The organism is Actinomadura sp. 6K520 (assembly GCF_004349245.1).
In the GTDB taxonomy this organism is placed as follows: Bacteria; Actinomycetota; Actinomycetes; order Streptosporangiales; family Streptosporangiaceae; genus Spirillospora.
Window position 1 is genome coordinate 15,367 of sequence record NZ_SMLC01000010.1, and the last position, 19,332, is coordinate 34,698.

At 74.6% G+C, this 19,332-nt stretch carries 16 protein-coding genes; 10 read left to right on the top strand and 6 right to left on the bottom strand.

Features of this window, described 5'->3' with window-relative positions:
* Positions 1–14 precede the first annotated feature (14 nt).
* Genes E1289_RS04885 through hpnH form a run of 3 tightly spaced genes read left to right on the top strand, consistent with a single transcriptional unit; the run spans position 15 to position 3,904 of the window.
* Complete coding sequence (locus E1289_RS04885; RefSeq protein WP_207928792.1) at positions 15–1,022, top strand: polyprenyl synthetase family protein; 1,008 nt, start codon at positions 15–17, stop codon at positions 1,020–1,022.
* The gene (gene shc / locus E1289_RS04890) at positions 1,022–2,896 is read left to right on the top strand and encodes a squalene--hopene cyclase (protein ID WP_131975706.1); all 1,875 of its coding nucleotides are present in this window, start codon (positions 1,022–1,024) and stop codon (positions 2,894–2,896) included. The genes E1289_RS04885 and shc overlap by 1 nt, the downstream gene beginning before the upstream one ends.
* A gap of 3 nt (positions 2,897–2,899) precedes the next feature.
* Entirely contained in the window at positions 2,900–3,904 is a 1,005-nt protein-coding gene (gene hpnH, locus E1289_RS04895; RefSeq protein ID WP_131975708.1) for an adenosyl-hopene transferase HpnH, read from the top strand.
* 19 nt (positions 3,905–3,923) lie between these two features.
* Here the strand turns inward: hpnH and E1289_RS04900 are convergent, their stop codons facing one another.
* Positions 3,924–5,906 carry a phosphatase PAP2 family protein gene (locus tag E1289_RS04900; RefSeq protein ID WP_165970343.1) on the bottom strand — a complete coding sequence of 661 codons (1,983 nt, stop codon included), beginning with the start codon at positions 5,904–5,906 and terminating at the stop codon, positions 3,924–3,926.
* Positions 5,907–6,099: 193 nt separating this feature from the next.
* On the opposite strand from E1289_RS04900, the gene E1289_RS04905 reads away from it, so the two are divergent.
* Together E1289_RS04905 and E1289_RS04910 are read left to right on the top strand one after the other, a co-directional pair.
* Entirely contained in the window at positions 6,100–6,795 is a 696-nt protein-coding gene (locus E1289_RS04905) for a PadR family transcriptional regulator (RefSeq protein ID WP_131975712.1), read from the top strand.
* A gap of 2 nt (positions 6,796–6,797) precedes the next feature.
* Entirely contained in the window at positions 6,798–7,304 is a 507-nt protein-coding gene (locus tag E1289_RS04910) for a DUF1707 domain-containing protein (protein ID WP_131975714.1), read from the top strand.
* Positions 7,305–7,354: 50 nt separating this feature from the next.
* Here E1289_RS04910 and E1289_RS04915 read toward each other — a convergent pair whose 3' ends face one another.
* Positions 7,355–8,281, bottom strand: coding sequence for a LysR family transcriptional regulator (locus tag E1289_RS04915; protein WP_131975716.1), 927 nt, complete (start codon positions 8,279–8,281; stop codon positions 7,355–7,357).
* 72 nt (positions 8,282–8,353) lie between these two features.
* Between E1289_RS04915 and E1289_RS04920 the strand changes: the two genes are divergently transcribed.
* Positions 8,354–8,539, top strand: a complete 186-nt coding sequence (locus E1289_RS04920; RefSeq protein WP_131975718.1) for a hypothetical protein — start codon at positions 8,354–8,356, stop codon at positions 8,537–8,539.
* On the opposite strand, the gene E1289_RS04925 is transcribed toward E1289_RS04920, so the two are convergent.
* From E1289_RS04925 to edd, 4 genes are read right to left on the bottom strand one after another with little or no spacing between them, the layout of a single operon-like run.
* The gene (locus tag E1289_RS04925; RefSeq protein ID WP_131975720.1) at positions 8,520–8,909 is read right to left on the bottom strand and encodes a PPOX class F420-dependent oxidoreductase; all 390 of its coding nucleotides are present in this window, start codon (positions 8,907–8,909) and stop codon (positions 8,520–8,522) included. The genes E1289_RS04920 and E1289_RS04925 overlap by 20 nt on opposite strands.
* A 36-nt stretch (positions 8,910–8,945) precedes the next feature.
* Entirely contained in the window at positions 8,946–9,572 is a 627-nt protein-coding gene (gene eda, locus E1289_RS04930) for a bifunctional 4-hydroxy-2-oxoglutarate aldolase/2-dehydro-3-deoxy-phosphogluconate aldolase (RefSeq protein WP_131975722.1), read from the bottom strand.
* Positions 9,569–10,657, bottom strand: coding sequence for a glucokinase (locus tag E1289_RS04935; RefSeq protein ID WP_131975724.1), 1,089 nt, complete (start codon positions 10,655–10,657; stop codon positions 9,569–9,571). Before E1289_RS04935 ends, eda begins: the two co-directional genes overlap by 4 nt.
* The gene (gene edd / locus E1289_RS04940) at positions 10,654–12,465 is read right to left on the bottom strand and encodes a phosphogluconate dehydratase (protein ID WP_131975726.1); all 1,812 of its coding nucleotides are present in this window, start codon (positions 12,463–12,465) and stop codon (positions 10,654–10,656) included. Before edd ends, E1289_RS04935 begins: the two co-directional genes overlap by 4 nt.
* Positions 12,466–12,611: 146 nt before the next feature.
* Between edd and E1289_RS04945 the strand changes: the two genes are divergently transcribed.
* From E1289_RS04945 to E1289_RS37990, 4 genes are all read left to right on the top strand, one after another.
* Positions 12,612–13,730: an ROK family transcriptional regulator gene (locus E1289_RS04945; protein ID WP_131975728.1), complete on the top strand. Its 1,119-nt coding sequence runs from the start codon at positions 12,612–12,614 to the stop codon at positions 13,728–13,730.
* 594 nt (positions 13,731–14,324) lie between these two features.
* Positions 14,325–17,144 carry a class IV lanthionine synthetase LanL gene (gene lanL, locus E1289_RS04950; RefSeq protein ID WP_131975730.1) on the top strand — a complete coding sequence of 940 codons (2,820 nt, stop codon included), beginning with the start codon at positions 14,325–14,327 and terminating at the stop codon, positions 17,142–17,144.
* Complete coding sequence (locus E1289_RS04955) at positions 17,141–19,060, top strand: alpha/beta fold hydrolase (RefSeq protein WP_131975732.1); 1,920 nt, start codon at positions 17,141–17,143, stop codon at positions 19,058–19,060. The genes lanL and E1289_RS04955 overlap by 4 nt, the downstream gene beginning before the upstream one ends.
* 6 nt (positions 19,061–19,066) lie before the next feature.
* Positions 19,067–19,222, top strand: coding sequence for a VenA family class IV lanthipeptide (locus E1289_RS37990; protein ID WP_165970344.1), 156 nt, complete (start codon positions 19,067–19,069; stop codon positions 19,220–19,222).
* Positions 19,223–19,332 lie beyond the last annotated feature (110 nt).

The following is a 19,332-nucleotide window of genomic DNA, read 5'->3' on the forward strand; positions in this document are numbered from 1 at the left end:
CTGTTCCCGGATCGATGACCGATGTCCGTGAGCTCGTCGACGGCGCGCTGCGCGCCGCGGTCGGCCGGCTCGACCCGCGCACCTACCGGGTCGCCGCCTACCATCTCGGCTGGACGGACAAGGAGGGCCGTCCGCGCAAGGCGCCCGCCGGCAAGGCGCTCCGCCCGGCGCTGGCGCTGCTGTCGGCCCGCGCCGCCGTGGCGCCGCAGGAGAGCGCCCTCCCGGGGGCGGTCGCGGTCGAGCTGACCCACGCGTTCTCCCTCCTGCACGACGACATCATGGACGGCGACCGGACGCGCAGGCACCGGCCGGCGGCGTGGACGGTGTTCGGTGAGGCGTCCGCGATCCTGGCGGGAGACGCGCTCCTCGCGCTCGCCGGCGAGGTCGTGCTGGAGGCGCCCGGCCAGGGCTCCGCGCAGGCGGCGCGCTCTCTGTCGGCCGCCACGCGGCGCCTCATCGCGGGCCAGGCCCTCGACATGGACCTGGAGACCCACCACAAGCGGGCCGGCCTGGACGAGTGCATGGCGATGGCGGCCGACAAGACCGGCGCGCTGCTGGCGTGCTCCTGCGCGATCGGGGCCGTCCTGGACGGGGCGTCCGAGCCCCTCTGCGCCGCGCTGGAGGCGTTCGGCGCCGACCTCGGGATCGCCTTCCAGCTCGCCGACGACCTGCTCGGCATCTGGGGTGACCCGGCCGCCACCGGCAAGCCCGCGCTGTCGGACCTGCGGTCCCGCAAGATGTCGCTGCCCGTCGTGGCGGCGCTGAACTCGGGCACGCCCGAGGCCGCGCGGCTCGCGGAGCTGTACGCGCGGCCCGGCACGCCCGGGGACGACCTGTCCGAGGACGAGCTGGCCGAGGCCGCCGCCCTGGTCGAGGCGGCCGGTGGGCGCGCCTGGGCCGAGATGGAGGCCGAGAGCCGCATCCAGCGCGCCGCCGAGCACCTGGTCACGGCCCGCATCCCCGAACCCGTGCGCGCCGACTACCTGCACATCGCCGACTTCGTCACCCGCAGGGACCACTGATGACCGCGGTGGAGACGGGGACGCGGACCCGGACGGCCGCCGAGGCGCTGGCGGCGGCGCGCGAGCACCTGCTGCTCCTGCAGTCGCCGGAGGGCTGGTGGAAGGGCGAGCTGCAGACCAACGTGACGATGGACGCCGAGGACCTGCTGCTGCGCGAGTTCCTCGGCATCCGCACCGGCGCCGACACCGACGAGACCGCCCGCTGGATCCGGTCGCAGCAGGCCCCGGACGGCACCTGGGCCACCTTCCACGACGGCCCGCCCGACCTGTCCACCACGGTCGAGGCGTACGTGGCGCTGCGGCTCGCCGGGGACCCGCCCGACGCGGGCCACATGGTCCGCGCCGCCGCGCACATCCGCGGCGCGGGCGGCATCCCGGCGACCCGCGTGTTCACCCGCTTCTGGCTGGCGATGTTCGGCCGGTGGCCGTGGGACGAGCTGCCGGTGCTGCCGCCGGAGATGATGTACCTGCCGCGCTGGTTCCCGCTGAACGTCTACGACTGGGCGTGCTGGGCGCGGCAGACGATCGTGCCGCTGGCGGTCGTGGGGGCGCTGCGTCCCGTCCGGCCGCTGCCGTTCGGGCTGGCGGAGCTGACCCCGGAGGACGGCGTCCCCCGGAGCCGGACGCGCGGCCTGCCGGGGTGGGACACGGCGTTCGAGACGCTCGACAGGGCCCTGCACGTGTACGAGCGGCGGCCCGTGCAGGGGCTGCGGCGGGCCGCGCTGCGCCGCGCCGGTGAGTGGATCATCGCGCGGCAGGAGCGGGACGGGTCGTGGGGCGGCATCCAGCCGCCCATGGTGTACTCGCTGATCGCGCTCCACCTCCTCGGTTACGGCCTCGACCACCCGGTCGTGCGGCGCGGCCTCGACGGCCTCGAACGGTTCACGATCCGGGACGGGAAGGGCCGCCGGGTGGAGGCGTGCCAGTCGCCCGTCTGGGACACCGTCCTCGCCATGAACGCGCTGGCCGACGCGGGCCTGCCGGAGGGGCACCCGGCCCTGGAGCGGGCCGCGGAATGGGTGCTCGGCGAGGAGGTCAGGGGCCCCGGCGACTGGTCGGTGCGGCGCCCCGGGCTGCCGCCGGGCGGGTGGGCGTTCGAGTTCGACAACGACTGCTACCCCGACGTCGACGACACCGCCGAGGCCGTCATCGCGCTGCACCGCGTCCGGCATCCACCGGCCGAGCCCGCGATCGAGCGGGGCGTCCGCTGGATGGCCGGGATGGCGTCCCGGGACGGCGGTTTCGGCGCGTTCGACGCCGACAACACCCGCGGCCTGTGCCGCAGGCTCCCGTTCTGCGACTTCGGCGAGGTCATCGACCCGCCGTCCGCCGACGTCACCGCCCACGTCGTGGAGGCCATGGCGCACCGCGGCATGGCCGACTCGCTGACGGTCAAGCGGGCCGTGGTGTGGCTGCTCAAGGCGCAGGAACCGGACGGGTCCTGGTTCGGCCGGTGGGGCGCCAACCACGTGTACGGGACGGGCGCCGTCGTCCCCGCGCTGATCGCCGCGGGGGTCCGGCCGGGCAGGCCCGAGATCCGCGGCGCGGTGCACTGGCTGGAGCGCCACCAGCGCGACGACGGCGGCTGGGGCGAGGACCTGCGCTCCTACCGCGACCCGGCGTGGATCGGGCGGGGCGTCTCGACGCCGTCGCAGACCGCGTGGGCGCTGCTGGCGCTGCTCGCCGCCGGGGAGCGCGGCGCGGCCGTCGAACGCGGCGTCGGCTGGCTGGTCGAGCACCAGCGGGCCGACGGGACGTGGGACGAGGACCACTTCACCGGCACCGGTTTCCCCGGCGACTTCTACATCAACTACCACCTGTACCGGCTGGTGTTCCCACTCTCGGCACTGGGCCGGTACCTGAAGGGTGCATGAGACATGGCGATGCCACTGCGCCAGAGCCTGCGGGTCGGCGGGTACGTGCTGCGCAACAGGCTGGCGGGACGCAGGCGCTTCCCGCTCCTCCTGGAGCTGGAGCCGCTGTACGCGTGCAACCTGGCGTGCGCCGGGTGCGGGAAGATCCAGCATCCGGCCGACGTGCTGAAGCGGCGGATGCCCGTCGAGCAGGCGGTCGCGGCGGTCCGCGAGTGCGGCGCGCCGATGGTGTCGATCGCGGGCGGCGAGCCGCTGATGCACCCGCAGATCGGGGAGCTGACCGCCGAGCTGATCAGGATGCGGCGGTACGTGTTCCTGTGCACGAACGCGGCACTGATCCCGAAGAAGATCGACCGGTTCGAGCCGTCCCGCTACTTCGCGTGGGCCGTCCACATCGACGGGCTGCGCGAGCGGCACGACGCGTCCGTCTGCAAGGAAGGCGTGTTCGACCAGGCCGTCGAGGCGATCAGGATGTGCAAGGAGCGCGGGTTCCGGGTCACGACGAACACGACCGTGTTCAACACCGACACCCCGCAGACCGTCATCGACGTCCTCGACTACCTGAACGACGACCTGGCCGTCGACCAGATGATGATCTCGCCCGCGTACGCCTACGAGAAGGCGCCCGACCAGGACCACTTCCTCGGCGTCCAGGAGACCCGGAGCCTGTTCCGCAAGGCGTTCGCGGACGGCCGGCGCGAGCGCTGGCGGTTCAACCACTCGCCGCTGTTCCTGGACTTCCTCGAAGGCAAGGCCGACTTCCCGTGCACGGCGTGGGCGATCCCGTCGTACTCGCTGAAGGGCTGGCAGCGGCCCTGCTACCTGATGGACGACGGCTACGTCGACACCTACCGGGAGCTCGCCGACACGACCGACTGGGATGCCTACGGGCGGGGACGCGACGACCGCTGCGCGAACTGCATGGCGCACTGCGGCTACGAGCCCACCGCCGTGTTCGCGACGATGGGCTCGCTGAAGGAGTCGCTGCGCGCCGTGCGCAGCGTGTGAAGCCGGCGGGCCGCGGCCGTCAGCGCGGCCCGTCCCGCAGTTCCTCGAACACGTCGCCGACCGCCGCCATCAGCGCGTCGGCGTCGTCGGCCAGCCCGGGATCGAGGGAGAGGCCGAAGCACAGCTCGCCGTCGATGCCCAGCCCGGCGATCGCGAACGCCGTGCCGGGCGCGATCGGGACGATCGGGTACACGGCGGTGAGGGGCGCCCCGGCCAGCCGGAGCGGCCGGCTGGTGGCGGGCAGGCTCGACACGGTCCCCTGGAGGAAGCGGCCGCTGTAGGACATGCGGGCGAAGCGCCGGTGCAGCGGCGCCGGCATGAGGCGTCCCGCCTGCCACATCACGAACCAGGCGGCCTGCCCCCGGGTCCCGGAGCGCAGCACCCGGGCGCGCTTGGAGATCACGGCGAGCCGGTCGGTCTCGGTCATCTTCCCGACGGGCAGGTCCACCATGACGGCGGTGGTGTGGTTGCCGACCATCGCGCTGCCCGGCGGCCGCATCATCAGCGGCACCGCGACGCGGACGGCGGCGGGACGCCCGTCATCCTCGCCCATCACCCGGTTCAGGGCGCCCGCGAACGCGCACAGGACGACGTCGGTGACGCGGGCGCCGTGGCGGCGGCCCGTGTCCCGGACCTCCGCCAGCGGGAGGCGCATGGTGGCGAACCGGCGCTCCGGCGTGCCGGACGACGGCAGCCGCTCCGGGCGCGTGACGGCGGTGGCGAGCTGCCCGAGCCCGACCACGGTCGCGAGCGCCTTGCGCAGCGGCCGGCGCGGCGGCGCGGGCACGGGCTCGGGCGGCGGCTCCATCAGATGGACCGCCTGCGCGACGATGCCGACGCCGTCGGCGACCACGTGGTGCATCAGGTACACCACGGCGGTGCGGCCCGGCGCGGCGCCCTTCAGCACGACCATGCGCCACGGCGGCCGGTCCAGCGGCAGCCGCTCGGACTGCAGCTCGGCGACGGCCGCGCGCACGCCGGCCATGCCGTCGACGCGCCGCTCGGTGACGTGCCACTCCCAGTCGACCGGGTCGTGGTCCCGCCAGCGGGGCCGGCGCCAGCGGCCGCGTCCGGCCAGCCGCTGCCGGAACCGGGGCAGCCCGTCGAGCCGCGCGCGGATCTCCCGGACGAGGTCCGCGCGGCCGATCTCCCGGGCGGAGGTGTCCAGCATGATCAGTCCGCCGGCCTGCTGCGGGGCGGCGGGCGTCTCCACGGCCATGAAGAACGCGTCCGGGCCCTCGACCTTCGGGGCCGGCGGGCGGGAGGCGCGCTCGGCGATGTAGACCGGGACGGCGACGAACGGGATCGCGGCGACGGCGTCCAGCAGGAAGTGGTTCGCGGTGGCCATGATGACGTAGAGGGTCACCACGATGTGCACGATGTTGACCACCTGCACCCAGCGCCTGGCCTTCACGCGGGCGAGTTCCACACCGACCCACATCGTCCAGGCCATGTGCAGGGACGGCACCGCCGCGAGCTGGTCGGCGTGCTCCACCAGCGGCGACCCCCACGACCCCCAGGTGCCGCCGAGGTAGACGGTGTCGATGAAGCCGAGGTCGGGCATGAGGCGCGGCGGCATGACGGGGTACAGCACGAAGCAGGTGAGGCCGGCCAGGTTCAGCAGGACGAACGAGTTGCGGGCCGTCCGGTAGTGCTCGGGGTGGCGTGCGAACAGCCAGACCAGCAGGGCGAGCGCGCTGGCGATGTAGGTGATGGCGTACTCGTAGTTCGCCAGCACCCGCAGGATGCCCTGGTCGGCGAGCCACCTGTTCAGGGAGAGCTCGATGTCGAGGTGCAGGGCGCGTTCGAGGTTGTAGATCTGCTCGCCGTGCTCCCGGGCCCGGCCGATCCTGGCCTCCTCGGGGAGGCCGGCCACGACCAGGTACACCCCGAACAGCAGCAGTCCGAGCAGCAGCTCACGCCGGGCGCTCAGCCGCGCCCGGACCGCCGTACCGGTGGCGAGCACCGTGTCCCGCACGGTGACCGCTTCCCCAGTGCCCATCGTCCTCCCCATAACGGCTGTTACCCAGGTTTCCTGCGATCAGACGGCGGCGCCCGGAACCGGGGACCGCATCCGGTTCGTCGCGCCGGGGACGAAATGTTCGTGGGAACAATCTAGCTCACTCGGACGTCTTCGATATATCGTTGTCGTATCGCGAGAGCTCATAGAGAGATCTCAGAAGGTGGTGCAGAACATGGGACACAGGCATGGGCACGGCGGCCCCCGGGGACGCGGCGACTTCGCGAACCTCGGCTGGCTGTTCGGCGGCGGACCCGGTCCCGGCCCGTGGGGCCCGCCCGGCCCCGGCCCCGGGGGGCGGCCCCCGTGGGCGCGCGGGCGCGGCGGCCCGTGGGGGCGGGGCCCGAAGGCGCGCAAGGGGAACGTCCGCGCGGCGATCCTCGTCCTGCTGGCCGAGGAGCCGCGCAACGGCTACCAGATCATCCAGGAGATCCACGAGCGCAGCGGCGGCGCCTGGAAGCCGAGCCCCGGCGCGGTCTACCCGGCGCTGCAGCAGCTCGCCGACGAGGGCCTCATCGCGGGCGAGGAGGCCGCCGGGCGGCGGTCCTTCCACCTCACCGGCGAGGGCCGCGCCCACGTCGAGGAGAACGCCGCCCGGCTGGCCGAGCCGTGGGCGGAGATGACGCCCGAGTACGGCGAGGGAGTCCCCGAGCTGTTCCGGCAGGCCGCGCAGATGGGCGCCGCGGTGATGCAGATCGTCCACTCCGGTTCCGGGGAGCAGGTCGTGCAGGCCAGGGAGGTCCTGTCGAACGCGCGGCGCGACCTCTACCGAATCCTGGCCGACGACATCGACGGCACGCACGACGCGGCCGACGACACCGACGACGACACCGACGACGCGGGCCCGACGGCCGCGGACCGCGGGGAGTGAACATGGCACGCCAGGACGAGATGCGCATCGGTGACGCCGAACGGGACGCGGTCATGGGCGCGCTCCACGACCACTTCGCGGCGGGCCGGCTCGACCGCGGGGAACTGGACGAGCGCATGGACGCCGTGCTGTCCGCCAAGACACGCGGCGACCTGCGGCCCCTCGTCCGCGACCTGCCCGCGCCGACCGGCCTGCCCGAGACGGAGGCGCGGACGCCGTCGCCCATGGAGGGCGCGGCGGTCATGTTCGGGGGCTCCCGGCACCCGGCGTGGCAGGGCCACCACCGGCACACGGCACGGCGCCATCACCGGCACATGGCACGGGGTCACCACCGGCACGGGCCGCCGTCCCCGGCGTTCCCGCTGCTGCTCGCGGTGTTCCTCGTGCTGGCGTTCACGGTCGGGCCGGGCGCGGGAATCCTCGCCGTCCTGCAGATCGCGCTGGCCATCTGGATCGTCCGCGCGGCGCTGCTGGCCTTCGGTGTCCGCCGTTCCCGCCGCTCGACGTAGTCCCGCGTCGCGGGCGAGGAGCCCGGCCCGGGGCCCGCATGAACGGACGGTCAGGCGGCGGGCATGCGGGCGCAGCGGGCGGGAACGGCGTCCTGGAGGGCGCGCAGGCCGCGGGCGATCAGCGGGTTGTCGCGGCTGCCGCGCCGCACGCAGGTCAGCACGCGCCGCCTCGGCACGCCGTCGCCGACCAGCGGCACCCGGACCACCAGGGCGGACGGCCCGCCCGCCAGCCTCGGGACGAGCGACACCCCGAGGCCGTTGCCGACCAGCGACCAGATCACCGACCAGGAGGCGGCATGGTGGGCGAACCGGGGCGTGAACCCGGCGGCGGCGCAGTAGGCCATGAGCTGCTGGTGGTGGCCGCAGAGTTCGGGCCGGACGCTGATCCACGTCTCGCCCGCCGCGTCCTCCAGCCGGACTCCGACGCGGCGCGCGAGCGGATGCCCCGCCGGGACGATCAGGTCGAGGGCCTCCTCCAGCAGCGGCTCCCGGTCGAAACGCGGGTCGCCGGGCGGCGGGGCCTCCGGGGTCGGCTCGATGACGGCGATGTCGGTCTCGCCGGCGGCGAGGAGGCCCACCGCCTCTCCGGTGTCGCATTCGCGGATCTCGATCGCGAGGTCCGGGGCGTCCCGCCGGAGGGCGCCCGCCGCCGGGGCGATCAGCCCGCCGACCGCCGTGGTGAACCCGGCCATGCGCAGCGGCCCGACGACGCCCGCGCGGTGCGACTCCAGGTCGGCGAGGGCCTCCTCCCACTTGGCGAGGAGGCCGTCGGCGTGCTCGATCAGCAGGTGCGCGGCCGGGGTCAGCTTCACCTTGCGGCCCTGCGGCTCCAGCAGCGGGACCTTCAGCTCCCGCGCCAGCTCGCGCACGTGGTGGGACACCGCCGACGGCGTCAGGTGCATCGCCTCCGCCGCGGACGTGACCGTCCCGTACTGGTGGACGAGCCGGAGCATGTGCAGGCGCCGCAGATCAATCATGTAACCATATTGCACGATCCAGTGCGGAAACCTGAAATAGACGGCAACGTTCGGGGTCTGCAGACTGGAGTCATGACACAGCGGAACACCACTCTCTCCCGGCACGTGACCAGTGACGGCATCGTCGTCTGGACCCGGTGCGCCTGCGGCCGCCTCCGCATGGACCTCGTCCCGATCGCGGGCGGCGCGCCCCTCAGCGCGGGCCCCTGCCCGCGCTGCCACACCGGCCCGGACCCGCTCACTCCCGATCAAGGGTGAGTTCGTAGTGGAGGGTCCGGTACCGCTTCATCCGGTGGAACAGCGGCACCGCGAATCCCTGGAGGACGGGGTGCTTGCGGGCGAGCAGCCTGCGGACCGGCTTCGACTCCTCCTCGGTGAGCAGCCGGACGCGGCCGCGCGACGCGGCCCCGGTGACCTTCCCCCGGAAGGTGCTCGGCGCGATCTCCACCTCCGGGTTGCGCGCCAGGCGCTTCACCTTGAACGCCTTGTCATAGGTGCGGAAGTAGGCGAGGCCGCCCTGGACGACGACGTTGACGGGCGTGCCCACCGGCGTCCCGTCCTTGCGGTAGGAGGTCAGCAGGACGGTGCGCTGCTTCTTCAGGGCCGCGAGTGTCGATGTGGTGGTCATACCCAGGAGACGGAAAGGCCGCCTCCGGATGTGACATCAGCCGGTGCGCAGGGCCGCCGCTTCGGAGGCGAGCCTGCGGACGCGGTCCCAGTCGCCGGCGCGGACGACGCTCGCCGGGGTCAGCCAGGAACCGCCGACGCACCCGACGTTGCCGAGCGCCAGGTAGTCGGCGGCGTTGCGCGGGCTGATCCCGCCGGTCGGGCAGAACCGGACCTGCGGCAGCGGCCCGGCGAGCGCCCTGAGCGCGGCGGCGCCGCCCGCGGTCTCGGCGGGGAAGAACTTCATCGCGGTGATCCCGTCCTCCAGCAGCGCCATGGCCTCGGACGCGGTGGCGACGCCCGGCAGGAACGGCAGGCCGGTCGCGCCCATCGCCGCCTGCAGCCGGGGCGTGCGGCCGGGGCTGACCAGGAAGCGCGCCCCGGCGGCGGCGGACCGCTCGGCGTCCTCGGGACGGACGACGGTTCCCGCGCCGACGACCGCGTCCGGGACCTCGGCGGCGATGCGCTCGATCGCCGCCGGCGCGGCGGGCGTGCGGAGCGTCACCTCGATCACGGGCAACCCGCCCGCGACGAGCGCGCGGGCCATCGGGACGGCCGCGGCCGCGTCGTCCAGGACGACGACGGGGATCACGGGCGCGAGGTCGAACAGGTCTTCGGCGATCATGCGGGCTCCAGGGAGTCCGGATCGGGCAGGCCCTGCGCGATCCGCATGGTGGCGCCGGCCAGGGCCGGGCCGGGGTGGACGATGAGCGCGGTGGGGATGCCGCGCAGGTAGTCCTCGACCGGGGGCTTCGCCTCGAAGCGGGCGCGGAACGCGCTGCCGCGCAGCACGTCCGCGATGCGCGGCAGGATGCCGCCGCCGAGGTAGACGCCGCCGCGGGCGCCGAGCGTCAGGGCGACGTTCCCGGCCAGCGAACCGAGCAGCGCGCAGAACATGTGCAGCGCCTCGCGGCAGAGCGGGTCGTCGCGGCGCTCGCAGATCCGCTGCGCGGTGAGCGGCCCGGCCGGTGCGCCGTCGAGCGCCGCGAGGTACCGGTGGACGCGGGTCAGGCCGTCCCCGGACAGCAGCAGCTCGGCGGTCGCGGAGCCGCGCTCGGCGCGCAGCAGCCGCGCGACCTCGACCTCCCGGTCGGTCGCGGCGGGGATGTCGACCTGGCCGCCCTCGCCGGGCAGCGGCACCCACCCGGACGGCGTGGGCACGAGCCCCGCCACCCCCAGGCCCGTACCGGGGCCGACCACCGCGAGCGTCCCGCTGGCGGACGGCCGGTCAGTGCTCCCTGTGGGGGGACGACCCCCCACACCCCCCGGTTCGCTTCGCTCAGGTGTCCGGCCGATCGGGATCAGGTCGTCGTCGCGCAGGCGCGGAAGCGCCAGGGCGAGGGCCTCGAAGTCGTTGATGACCTCCAGGCGGGGCAGGCCGAGGTGGGCGCGGACCTCCTCCGGAGTGCCCTTCGGCCAGCCCGCGTTGGTCAGGCGGAATGTTCCGCCCGTGACCGGCCCCGCCACCGCGAGGCAGGCCGCGGAGGGCCGGACGTCCGGGGCGTACCGGCCGAGGTAGGCTGCCGCGGCCTCGGCGAGCCCGGCGTGGTCGCGGGTGGGCAGGGAACGGACGCGGTAGGGGTCGCCGTCCGGGCCGTCCACCAGTGCGAACCGCGCGTTCGTGCCGCCGACGTCCGCGACCAGCCACGGCCCGCCGCCTGCACCCCGTGGGGGGACAACCCCCCACACCCCCCGGTTCGCTTCGCTCATGGGAAGATCCCCGCGCCCCGCTCGGCCGGGCCGACCGCGTCCCGGAACACCTGGAACAGCTCCCGTCCGGTGCCCCGCACCTGTCCGGCGTCTCCGGCCGCGGGCTCGCGGGCGGCGAACTCCCCGTCCGGGACGAGGACCTCCAGCACGCCCCCGTCCGCGTCGAGCCGGACGACGTCGCCGTCGCGGACCCGGGCGAGCGGCCCGCCCGCGGCCGCCTCCGGCGACACGTGGATCGCGGCGGGCACCGCCCCCGAGGCGCCCGACATGCGTCCGTCGGTGACCAGCGCGACGCGGTGCCCCCGGTCCTGCAGGACCGACAGCGGCGGGGTGAGCCGGTGCAGCTCCGGCATGCCGTTGGCGCGCGGCCCCTGGTTGCGGACGACCGCCACCACGTCCCGGTCGAGCTCCCCCGCGGCGAACGCGTCCTGCAGGCCCTCCTGCGAGTCGAACACGCGGGCGGGGGCCTCGATCGTCCGGTGCTCGGGGCGGACCGCGGACACCTTGATCACCGCCCGCCCGAGGTTGCCGCGCACGGTGTGCAGGCCGCCCTGCGCGTCGAACGGCACGGCCACCGGCCGCAGGACGTCGGTGTCGCCCGACTCGGTGACGGTCTCCCGCCACTCGGCCCGGCCGTCCGCGAACTCCGGTACGCGCCGGTAGTCGGCGAGGGTGTCGCCGCCGACCGTCCGCGCGTCCGCGTGCAGGAGCCCGGCGTCGATCAGCTCACCGATGAGGAACGCGGTGCCGCCGGCCGCGTGGAAGTGGTTCACGTCGGCGGACCCGTTCGGGTAGAGGCGGGTGAGCAGCGGCGTCACCTTGGACAGCTCGTCGAAGTCGTCCCAGGTCAGCTCGATGCCGGCCGCCGCGGCCATCGCGACGAGGTGGAGCGTGTGGTTCGTCGAGCCGCCCGTGGCGAGCAGCGCAACGACGCCGTTGACGAACGCGCGCTCGTCCAGGAGTTCGCCGATGGGCGTGTAGTGGTCGCCCAGGCCGGTCAGTTGCAGGACGCGCCGCCCGGCCGCCTCGGTGAGGGCGTCCCTCAGCTTGCTGCCCGGCGGGACGAAGCTCGCGCCCGGCAGGTGCAGGCCCATGACCTCCATCAGGAGCTGGTTGGAGTTGGCCGTCCCGTAGAACGTGCACGTGCCGGGCGAATGGTAGGACGCGGCCTCGGCGGCGAGCAGTTCGTCGCGCCCGGCCTCCCCGGCCGCGAACCGCTTGCGGACCCTGGCCTTCTCCCCGTTCGGCAGCCCGGACGCCATCGGCCCGGCCGGCACCAGGATCACCGGCAGGTGCCCGAACGACAGCGCCCCGATCACCAGCCCCGGGACGATCTTGTCGCAGACACCGAGCAGCAGCGCGCCGTCGAACATGTCGTGGGACAGCGCCACCGCCGTCGCCATCGCCACCACGTCCCGGCTGAACAGCGACAGCTCCATGCCGGCGCGCCCCTGCGTGATGCCGTCGCACATCGCGGGCACTCCCCCGGCGAACTGCGCCGTCCCCCCGCCCGACCGGATCGCGGCCTTGAGCAGGTCGGGGTAGTCCTGGAGCGGCTGGTGCGCGGACAGCATGTCGTTGTACGCCGACACGATGGCGATGTTGGGCGTGACGTCGCCCCTGAGCCACAGCTTGTCCTGGACGCCGCAGGCGGCGAAGCCATGGGCGAGGTTCGCGCAGCCCATGCCGCCGCGCACCGGGCCTTCCGTCCGCGCGCCCCGGATCCGCTCCAGGTACGCGGTTCGCGCTCCGGCGCTCCGCCCGGCGACACGCCGGGTCACTTCCGCCAGCACGGGATGGACAGCCATCAGACGCTCCAGGACAGGGGGGACTTCGCGATCAAGCTACCGAGACATAGGTAAGCAATACAACCCCACTTAAGAAGTTCTACTTACATAAGTTGGCGTCTTGCATCAAATAGACGAACTGAACGCGGTCATGCTTGACTGACCGGATGTCGCGCCCCGCCACCCGCCCGTCCACGAGCGGCGACATGCTGCGCCTGATCCGCGAGGACGGTGTCGCCACCCGCGCCGAGCTGGGCCGCGCCACGGGGCTGTCCCGCCCGGCCGTGGCCTCGCGGGTCGCCGACCTCGTCGCCCGCGGCCTCGTCGTCGAACGCGCGGACGGCCCCTCCACCGGGGGCCGCCCCCCGGCCCGCCTGGAGTTCAACGCCGCCGGCGGCACCGTCCTCGTCGCCAACCTCGGCCAGTCCCGCGGCCAGGTCGCCGTCTGCGACCTCGCGGGCGCGGTCATCGCCCGCGCCGAGGGCCCCCCGGCCGAGGTGTCCCCCGGCAAGACGCTCCCCCGGCTCCTCGACCAGTGGACGTCGCTCCTCGCGGACTCCGGGATCGACGCCGCCACCGTCCGCGGCGTCGGCCTCGGCGTCCCCGACGCCGTGGAACACGCCGCGGGACGCTGGGACGCCGTGGAGATCGGCCCCCCGGTCTCCGGCCGCTTCGGCGTGCCCGCCTATCTCGACAACGAGGTCAACGCCGCCGCCCTCGGCGAGCACCAGGCCCACCCCGGCGTGGACGACCTCCTGTTCGTCAAGGTCTCCACCGGCATCGGCGCCGGCCTCATCGCGGGCGGCCGGATCCAGCGCGGAGCCCTGGGCGCCGCCGGCGAGATCGGGCACGTCCCCGTCCCGTCCTCCGTGGCCGCCCCCTGCCGCTGCGGCAACGTCAACTGCGTCGAGGCCGTCGCGGGCGGCACCGCCCTCCTGGCCCGCTCGCCGGCGCACGACCTCGCGGGCCTCGCCGCCCTCGCCCGTTCCGGCGACCCCGGCACCGTCGCGCTCCTCCGCGACGCCGGCCGCCGCATCGGCGAGGTCGTCGCCACCGCCGTCAACCTGCTCAACCCGGCCGTCGTCGTCCTCGGCGGCGACCTCGTCGGCGCCGACGAGCCGCTGATCGCCGGCCTCCGCGAGGTCGTCTACCAGCGCGCCACCGCCCTCGCGACCCGCAGCCTGCGCATCGAACCCAGCCGCCTCGGCGAGGCCGCGGGCCTCACCGGCTGCGCCGCCATGGTCCTCGACCGCATCCTCGCCCCCGAGGCCATCGACGCGGCGTAGCCCGGAAGGGCGGCGTGGAAAGACCGGGCGTCGAGCCCTGAGCGCGCTCGACGCGTTCAGCGAGGCGGGAACGGCCGCGGCCCATCCGGCGGATGCACGGGCCGAGGCCCTCGGTACCGGACGAAACCGAGCAGGGGACCAAGTCACGAATGGCATGCCGGTTTCCGCCGGACGCCGCGTGAACGGCTCCCGCGTAGCACAGCCGGGCGGCGGCCCGCCAGGGGGCGCCATGGCGGCCATCGGCCATGACTCGACCCGAAACCGATTCGACTCCGAATTGGCAAAGTCGCCGCCGATCCGTGCGTTGGATGAGACGGACAAATCCCCAGATTGAGGACTCTCACCGGCCCTCGCTCGTCACTCCCGGCACACGGGTCACACGGACTTGCCCATCCGAGTAACACTTTTCTACCGCCTTGGCGCAAGTCTCGACGAGAATTCACTCTGGCAATCACGGAGGATTCATGGCTAACGTGTCCCTCGTTCGCCGAACGCACTCGATCGGTCAGCGAACACCATTGGTCGAAAGCGAGAAAGATCGCGCCGGGTAAGCACAATCCCGGCCGGCGAGCGGAAAGGGAGCGACGGAGCATCATGGCGGACTTCAATTTCAGCGTCTTCTCCGGGGCCCCGGCCGCGGAGAGCGGCGACACCCGCCTGACCGACGTTCTCGACCGGGCGATGACCGCGGCGCGGGACGGCGGGCGGGATGGTGCGCGCTGGACGGTGCGCCGCGGCGCCATGTGGTGTCACGTGGTCCCCGAAGGGGTCGAATACCCAGCACAGGGCTGGAAGCTGCACGTCTCCGCCACCCCCGCGTCGGCGGCGGAGGTGCTCGCCCGCTCGCTCGGGGTGCTCCTCGCCGCCGGCTCCGCGTTCAAGTTCGCCGCCACCCACGACCAGGTGGCCGCACTCAACGCCCGCAACACCTCCCGCGGCCATTCGGGAAAGTTCATCACCGTCTACCCGGTGAGCGATGAGGAGGCCGTCCGCCTGGCGCTTGAACTGCACCGGGCGACGGCCGGACTGCCCGGTCCGCGCATTCTCTCCGACCGCCCGTACGCACCGGGCAGCCTCGTCCATTACCGTTACGGCGCCTTCACCGAAGAGCGGCGGATAACCAACGACGGATTCTACGCATGGATGATTCTCGACCCGGACGGCAACCCGGTTGAAGACCAGCGTGTCGGAAGATACACGCCACCCTCCTGGGTCAGCTGCCCCTTTCCGGATAATCGGGCGGCCGACTCCGGCCAGACCGGGAAGGGAACCGGAAACGGCGTCGGCGGCGATCGGAACGAGATTCTGATCGGTACGCGTTTCACCGTCCGGGAGGCGATCCGCCACACCAACAAAGGCGGCGTCTACCGTGCCGTCGACACCGTGACGGGTGACCCGGTCGTCCTCAAGGAGGCCCGCCCGCACGTGGCCGCCGACGAGGACGGGAAAGACGCCCGCGACCTCCTCCGGGCCGAGGCCCGCGCGCTCGAGGCGATCGAGCACCTGGGGCTGGCGCCGCGGCCGGTCCGGCTGTTCACCCAGAGCGGCCACCTGTTCCTGGCGGAGGAGCTGATCCCGGGCACCACGCTCGGGAAGTGGACGGCGGACCTGATCGGCGACCGCGGGTGGGGCCCGCATCTGGCCCCCGCGCTGGAGATGGCCGTCCGGCTCACCGACCTGATGAGCCAGGCGCACGGCGCCGGGCTCGTCGTGCGCGACTTCACCCCGAACAACATCATGGTCCGCCCGGACGGCGCGCCCCTCCTGATCGACCTGGAGTTGGCCGTCGCCCCGGGCTCCCCGGACGCCGTCCCGCTGCGCGCCGGCACCCCCGGCTACGCGGCGCCCGAGCAGATGGACGGCGCGGCCCCCGACCCCGCGGCGGACCGGTTCGCGCTCGGCGCGACGCTCTGCCACGTGCTCACCGGCGGGCCGCCCTACCTCCTGGACGAGCGCCCCGTGGCACGGCCGCTGACCGAACGGCTCACCGAGCTGCTGACCGCGCGCACCCAGGGCCTGGACCTGCCCGCCCCGCTGATCCCGCTGCTGCTCGGGCTGATGGCCGACGACCCCGGGAGCCGCTGGAGCCCCGACCGGGCGCGTACGGCGCTCACGGCGGTGTCGTCCGGCGGCGGGGACGCCCCGCGGCCGGACCCGGCCGCGGGCCCGCGGCTCCGCTCCGGGTGGCTGCGCGAGCAGAACCGGGACGCCACCGCCGGCATCACCGGGCATCTCCTCGCCGCCATGGACCCCGAGGCCGGGGGCACGCTGTGGCCCGCGTCCTGCGTCCACGGGGCGCCCGACCCCTGCAGCCTCCAGCACGGCGCCGCGGGCCCGCTGGGCGCGCTGACCCGCTGCTACGACCTCACCGGCGACCGCCGTCTCCCGGAGGCGATCGCCCGCGCGGGCCGGTGGATCCTCGCCCGGCTGGACGACGGGACGGCCCGCCCGGCCGGGCTCTACTTCGGCACGGCGGGCGCGGCGTGGGCGGTGCTGGACGCGGGCCTCGCGACGGACGACGACGAGCTCGTCGCCGGCGCCCTCGCGGTGGCCGACCGGCTCCCGGCCGCGGTCGACGCCCCCGACATCACCCACGGGACGTCGGGCATCGGGCTCACCGCCCTGCACCTGTGGATCCTCACCGGGCACGCTCGCTACGCCGAGCGGGCGGCGGCCGCCGCCGACGCGCTGGCCGCCTCGGTGGTGGAGGACCGGTCCGGCCGGCTCTCCTGGAGCACCCCGGCCGCGCACGAATCGAAGCTCGCCGGGCGGCGGTACTACGGGTTCGCGCACGGCATCGCCGGCGTCGGCCACTTCCTGACCGCGTGCGCGCGGGCGACCGGCCGCGCCGACCACCTCGCGCTGGCCGCCGCCGTCGGGGAGAACCTGCTGGAGGAGGCGACCGTCACCGGACGGTCCGCCATGTGGGGGGCCGGTCCCGGCGACGCGCCCACGGCACCGTACTGGTGCCACGGCGCCGCCGGGATCGGGGGCTTCCTCGTGCGGCTGGGCGACGCCACCGGCGACGCGCGCTTCGTCCGGGGCGCCGAGCAGGCCGCGCAGGCGGTGCTGGACCACCGCTGGCGCGCCCCCCTCGGGCAGTGCCACGGGCTCGCCGGCAACGGGGAGTTCCTGCTCGACATGGCCGCGTTCACCGGCGACGGACGGTACCGGGACGCCGCCTGGCGGCTCGCCCGGATCATCGTCGCCAACCGGGCGCACCGCGACGGCCGGTCGGTGTTCCCCGACGAGTTCGGGCAGGTCTCGGTGACGTGGGGCGACGGGATGAGCGGAATCCTGGGCTTCCTGCAGCGGACGTCGCACCGCACGCCGCGGCTGTGGACGGCGGACGTCCCCGCCGGCCTGACCGGAAGCGCGGCGGCCGCGGGCACCGGCGCGGAGCGGGTGTCATGAGCGCCCCCGTACGCGAACCCGCCGCGCGGGCCGTGCCGCCGGTGCCGAGCCGGTTCGGGTTCGCCTTCTCCGAGGAGGGCGGCTGGGCGGCCTGCCTGCGCGCCGTCGAGGACGCGGTGACGCTGGAGCGATGGGAGCTCACGCGGCCCGTCCCGTCCCGGAGCACGCTCACCGGCGAGGACGCGGAGCGCGCCGGCGGCCTCGACCGGCGGTGCGGCGTGCTGCCGCTGGACGACGGCCGCGTCCTGATCCTGCGGCCCGCGACCGGCGCGGACGGGGAGCCGGCCGGGCACGGGACCGTGCTCGCGGCGGAGCCGTCCGGCCCGGGGCTGCGCATCACCCGCTCGTGGCCGGTCCCGGCGATGGTGGCCGGCTTCCTGCTGGCCGCCCCGGCACCGGAGGGCGCCGTGGTGCTCGTCACCGTGGAGGACGAGCAGCACTCCCGGATCTGGTGGCTGCGCCGGGCCGCGCCGGCCCTCGAACCGGTCGCCCGGATCCCGGGGGTGCTGTCGGGCGGCGTCTGGCTCGACGGCGGACGCACCCTCGCCCTCGACCACACCGCCGCCGGGCACCGCACCGCCGGCATCCGCGTCGACCTGCGCGACGGCACATGGCGCCGCCTCTGGTCGGTCTCCGACACCACCACCGACCGGATCGCCGCCTACAGCCGCCGGTCCGGCGTCCTGGCCGTCACCACGACCTCGCCGGGCGCCCAGCCGCCCGGCACCGCGCAGACCGGGCTGCGGTTCCCCGGCGGCGGTCCCGTGCGGTTCCCCGACGCCCTCAACCGCTCCGGGCGCCCACGGGCACCGCTGGCCTTCGACGCCGCCGGGGAGAACCTGCTCGTCCGGGAGACGCGGGGCGTCGTGGAAGGTCTCGCGGTCTACGCGCCCGGATGGGAGCGCGTCACCCCGGTCCCCGGACCGCCGGGGATGCTGTGGCCGCCCGCCTGCTGGGCGGAGGACGGCCGGATCCACCTGCGCTTCGCCGCCCCGGACCGGCCGCCCACCCTGGCCACGGTCCCGCACCCGCCCGCCGCCGGATGGTGGCTGGCCCCGGACGGCCCCGGCACGGGCGGTGCCGACGCCGGCGACCCCGGCGCGGGCGGCGGCTGGGCGGGCGCCGAACCGGTCGAGCTGGCCGGCCCGGCGGGGCCGATCGAGGCGATCGTCTACGGCGGCCCCGGCTGGCGCCGGGCCCCCCGCCTGGTGCTCGCCCTGCACGGCGGCCCCCTGGCGGCCTGGCGGCTGGAGTTCGAGCCCCTCTTCCAGCACCTGGCCGCCGCCGGCATCGCCGTGGCCGCGCCGAACCACCGGGGCAGCACGGGCTACGGCGAGCGGCACCTGCGGCCCGTCGTCGGCGACTGGGGCGGCCCCGACCTCGACGACGTCGTCCACCTGGCCCGGGAGATCGGACGCGACCGCGACACCGCCGCCCTGCCGCGCCCGATCGTGCTCGGCGGCAGCTACGGCGCCTTCCTGGCGCTGCTGGCGGCGTGCCACGCCCCGGACCTGTGGTCGGGATGCGTCGCGCTGGCGCCGTTCACCTCGGCCGCGAGCCTGCACCGCAGCGCGCCCGGCACCGTCCGGGACCGCGTGTCGCGGCTGAGCCGGTGCGACGCGCCCGGCGGGCCGGAGACCGGACGCGACGTCCTGCGCGCCTGCGCGGACCTCACCGCACCGCTGCTGCTCGTCCACGGCGCCCGGGACGAGGTCATCCCGGTGGCGCAGTCCAGGGCACTGCGCGCCCGCCTTCTCGAACTCGGCAGGACCGAAGGAGTCGACTTCGACTACCTGGAGGCCGACGACGACCACAACGGCGTCGTCCAGGCATGGCCCCCGGTCCTGCGTGAAGCGGTGGTCCGTTTCTGCCTCACGGCGGAGCGGGCCTACGTATCGGACCAGGAAAGGAGGTGAATACACATGAACACGTTCGACGGTGACGTCGTGGCCGCTCTGCAGGAGCTGCCCGAGACCGACCCCATCGAGATCGAGGGGATCGCGCTCGGCGGGACGTGCGCGTGCGTCGGCCTGCTCACGCTGCTGAACACGGTGTGCGTCGGCATCTCGTGTGCCTGACACCCGCCCATCCCATGCGGAATCCGGGATCCCTGAACGACCCCGGCCCGCAGAACCCCGGTCACGGGCCGGCCAAGAGCCGGTCCGTGACCGGACCCATCCACGAGTTT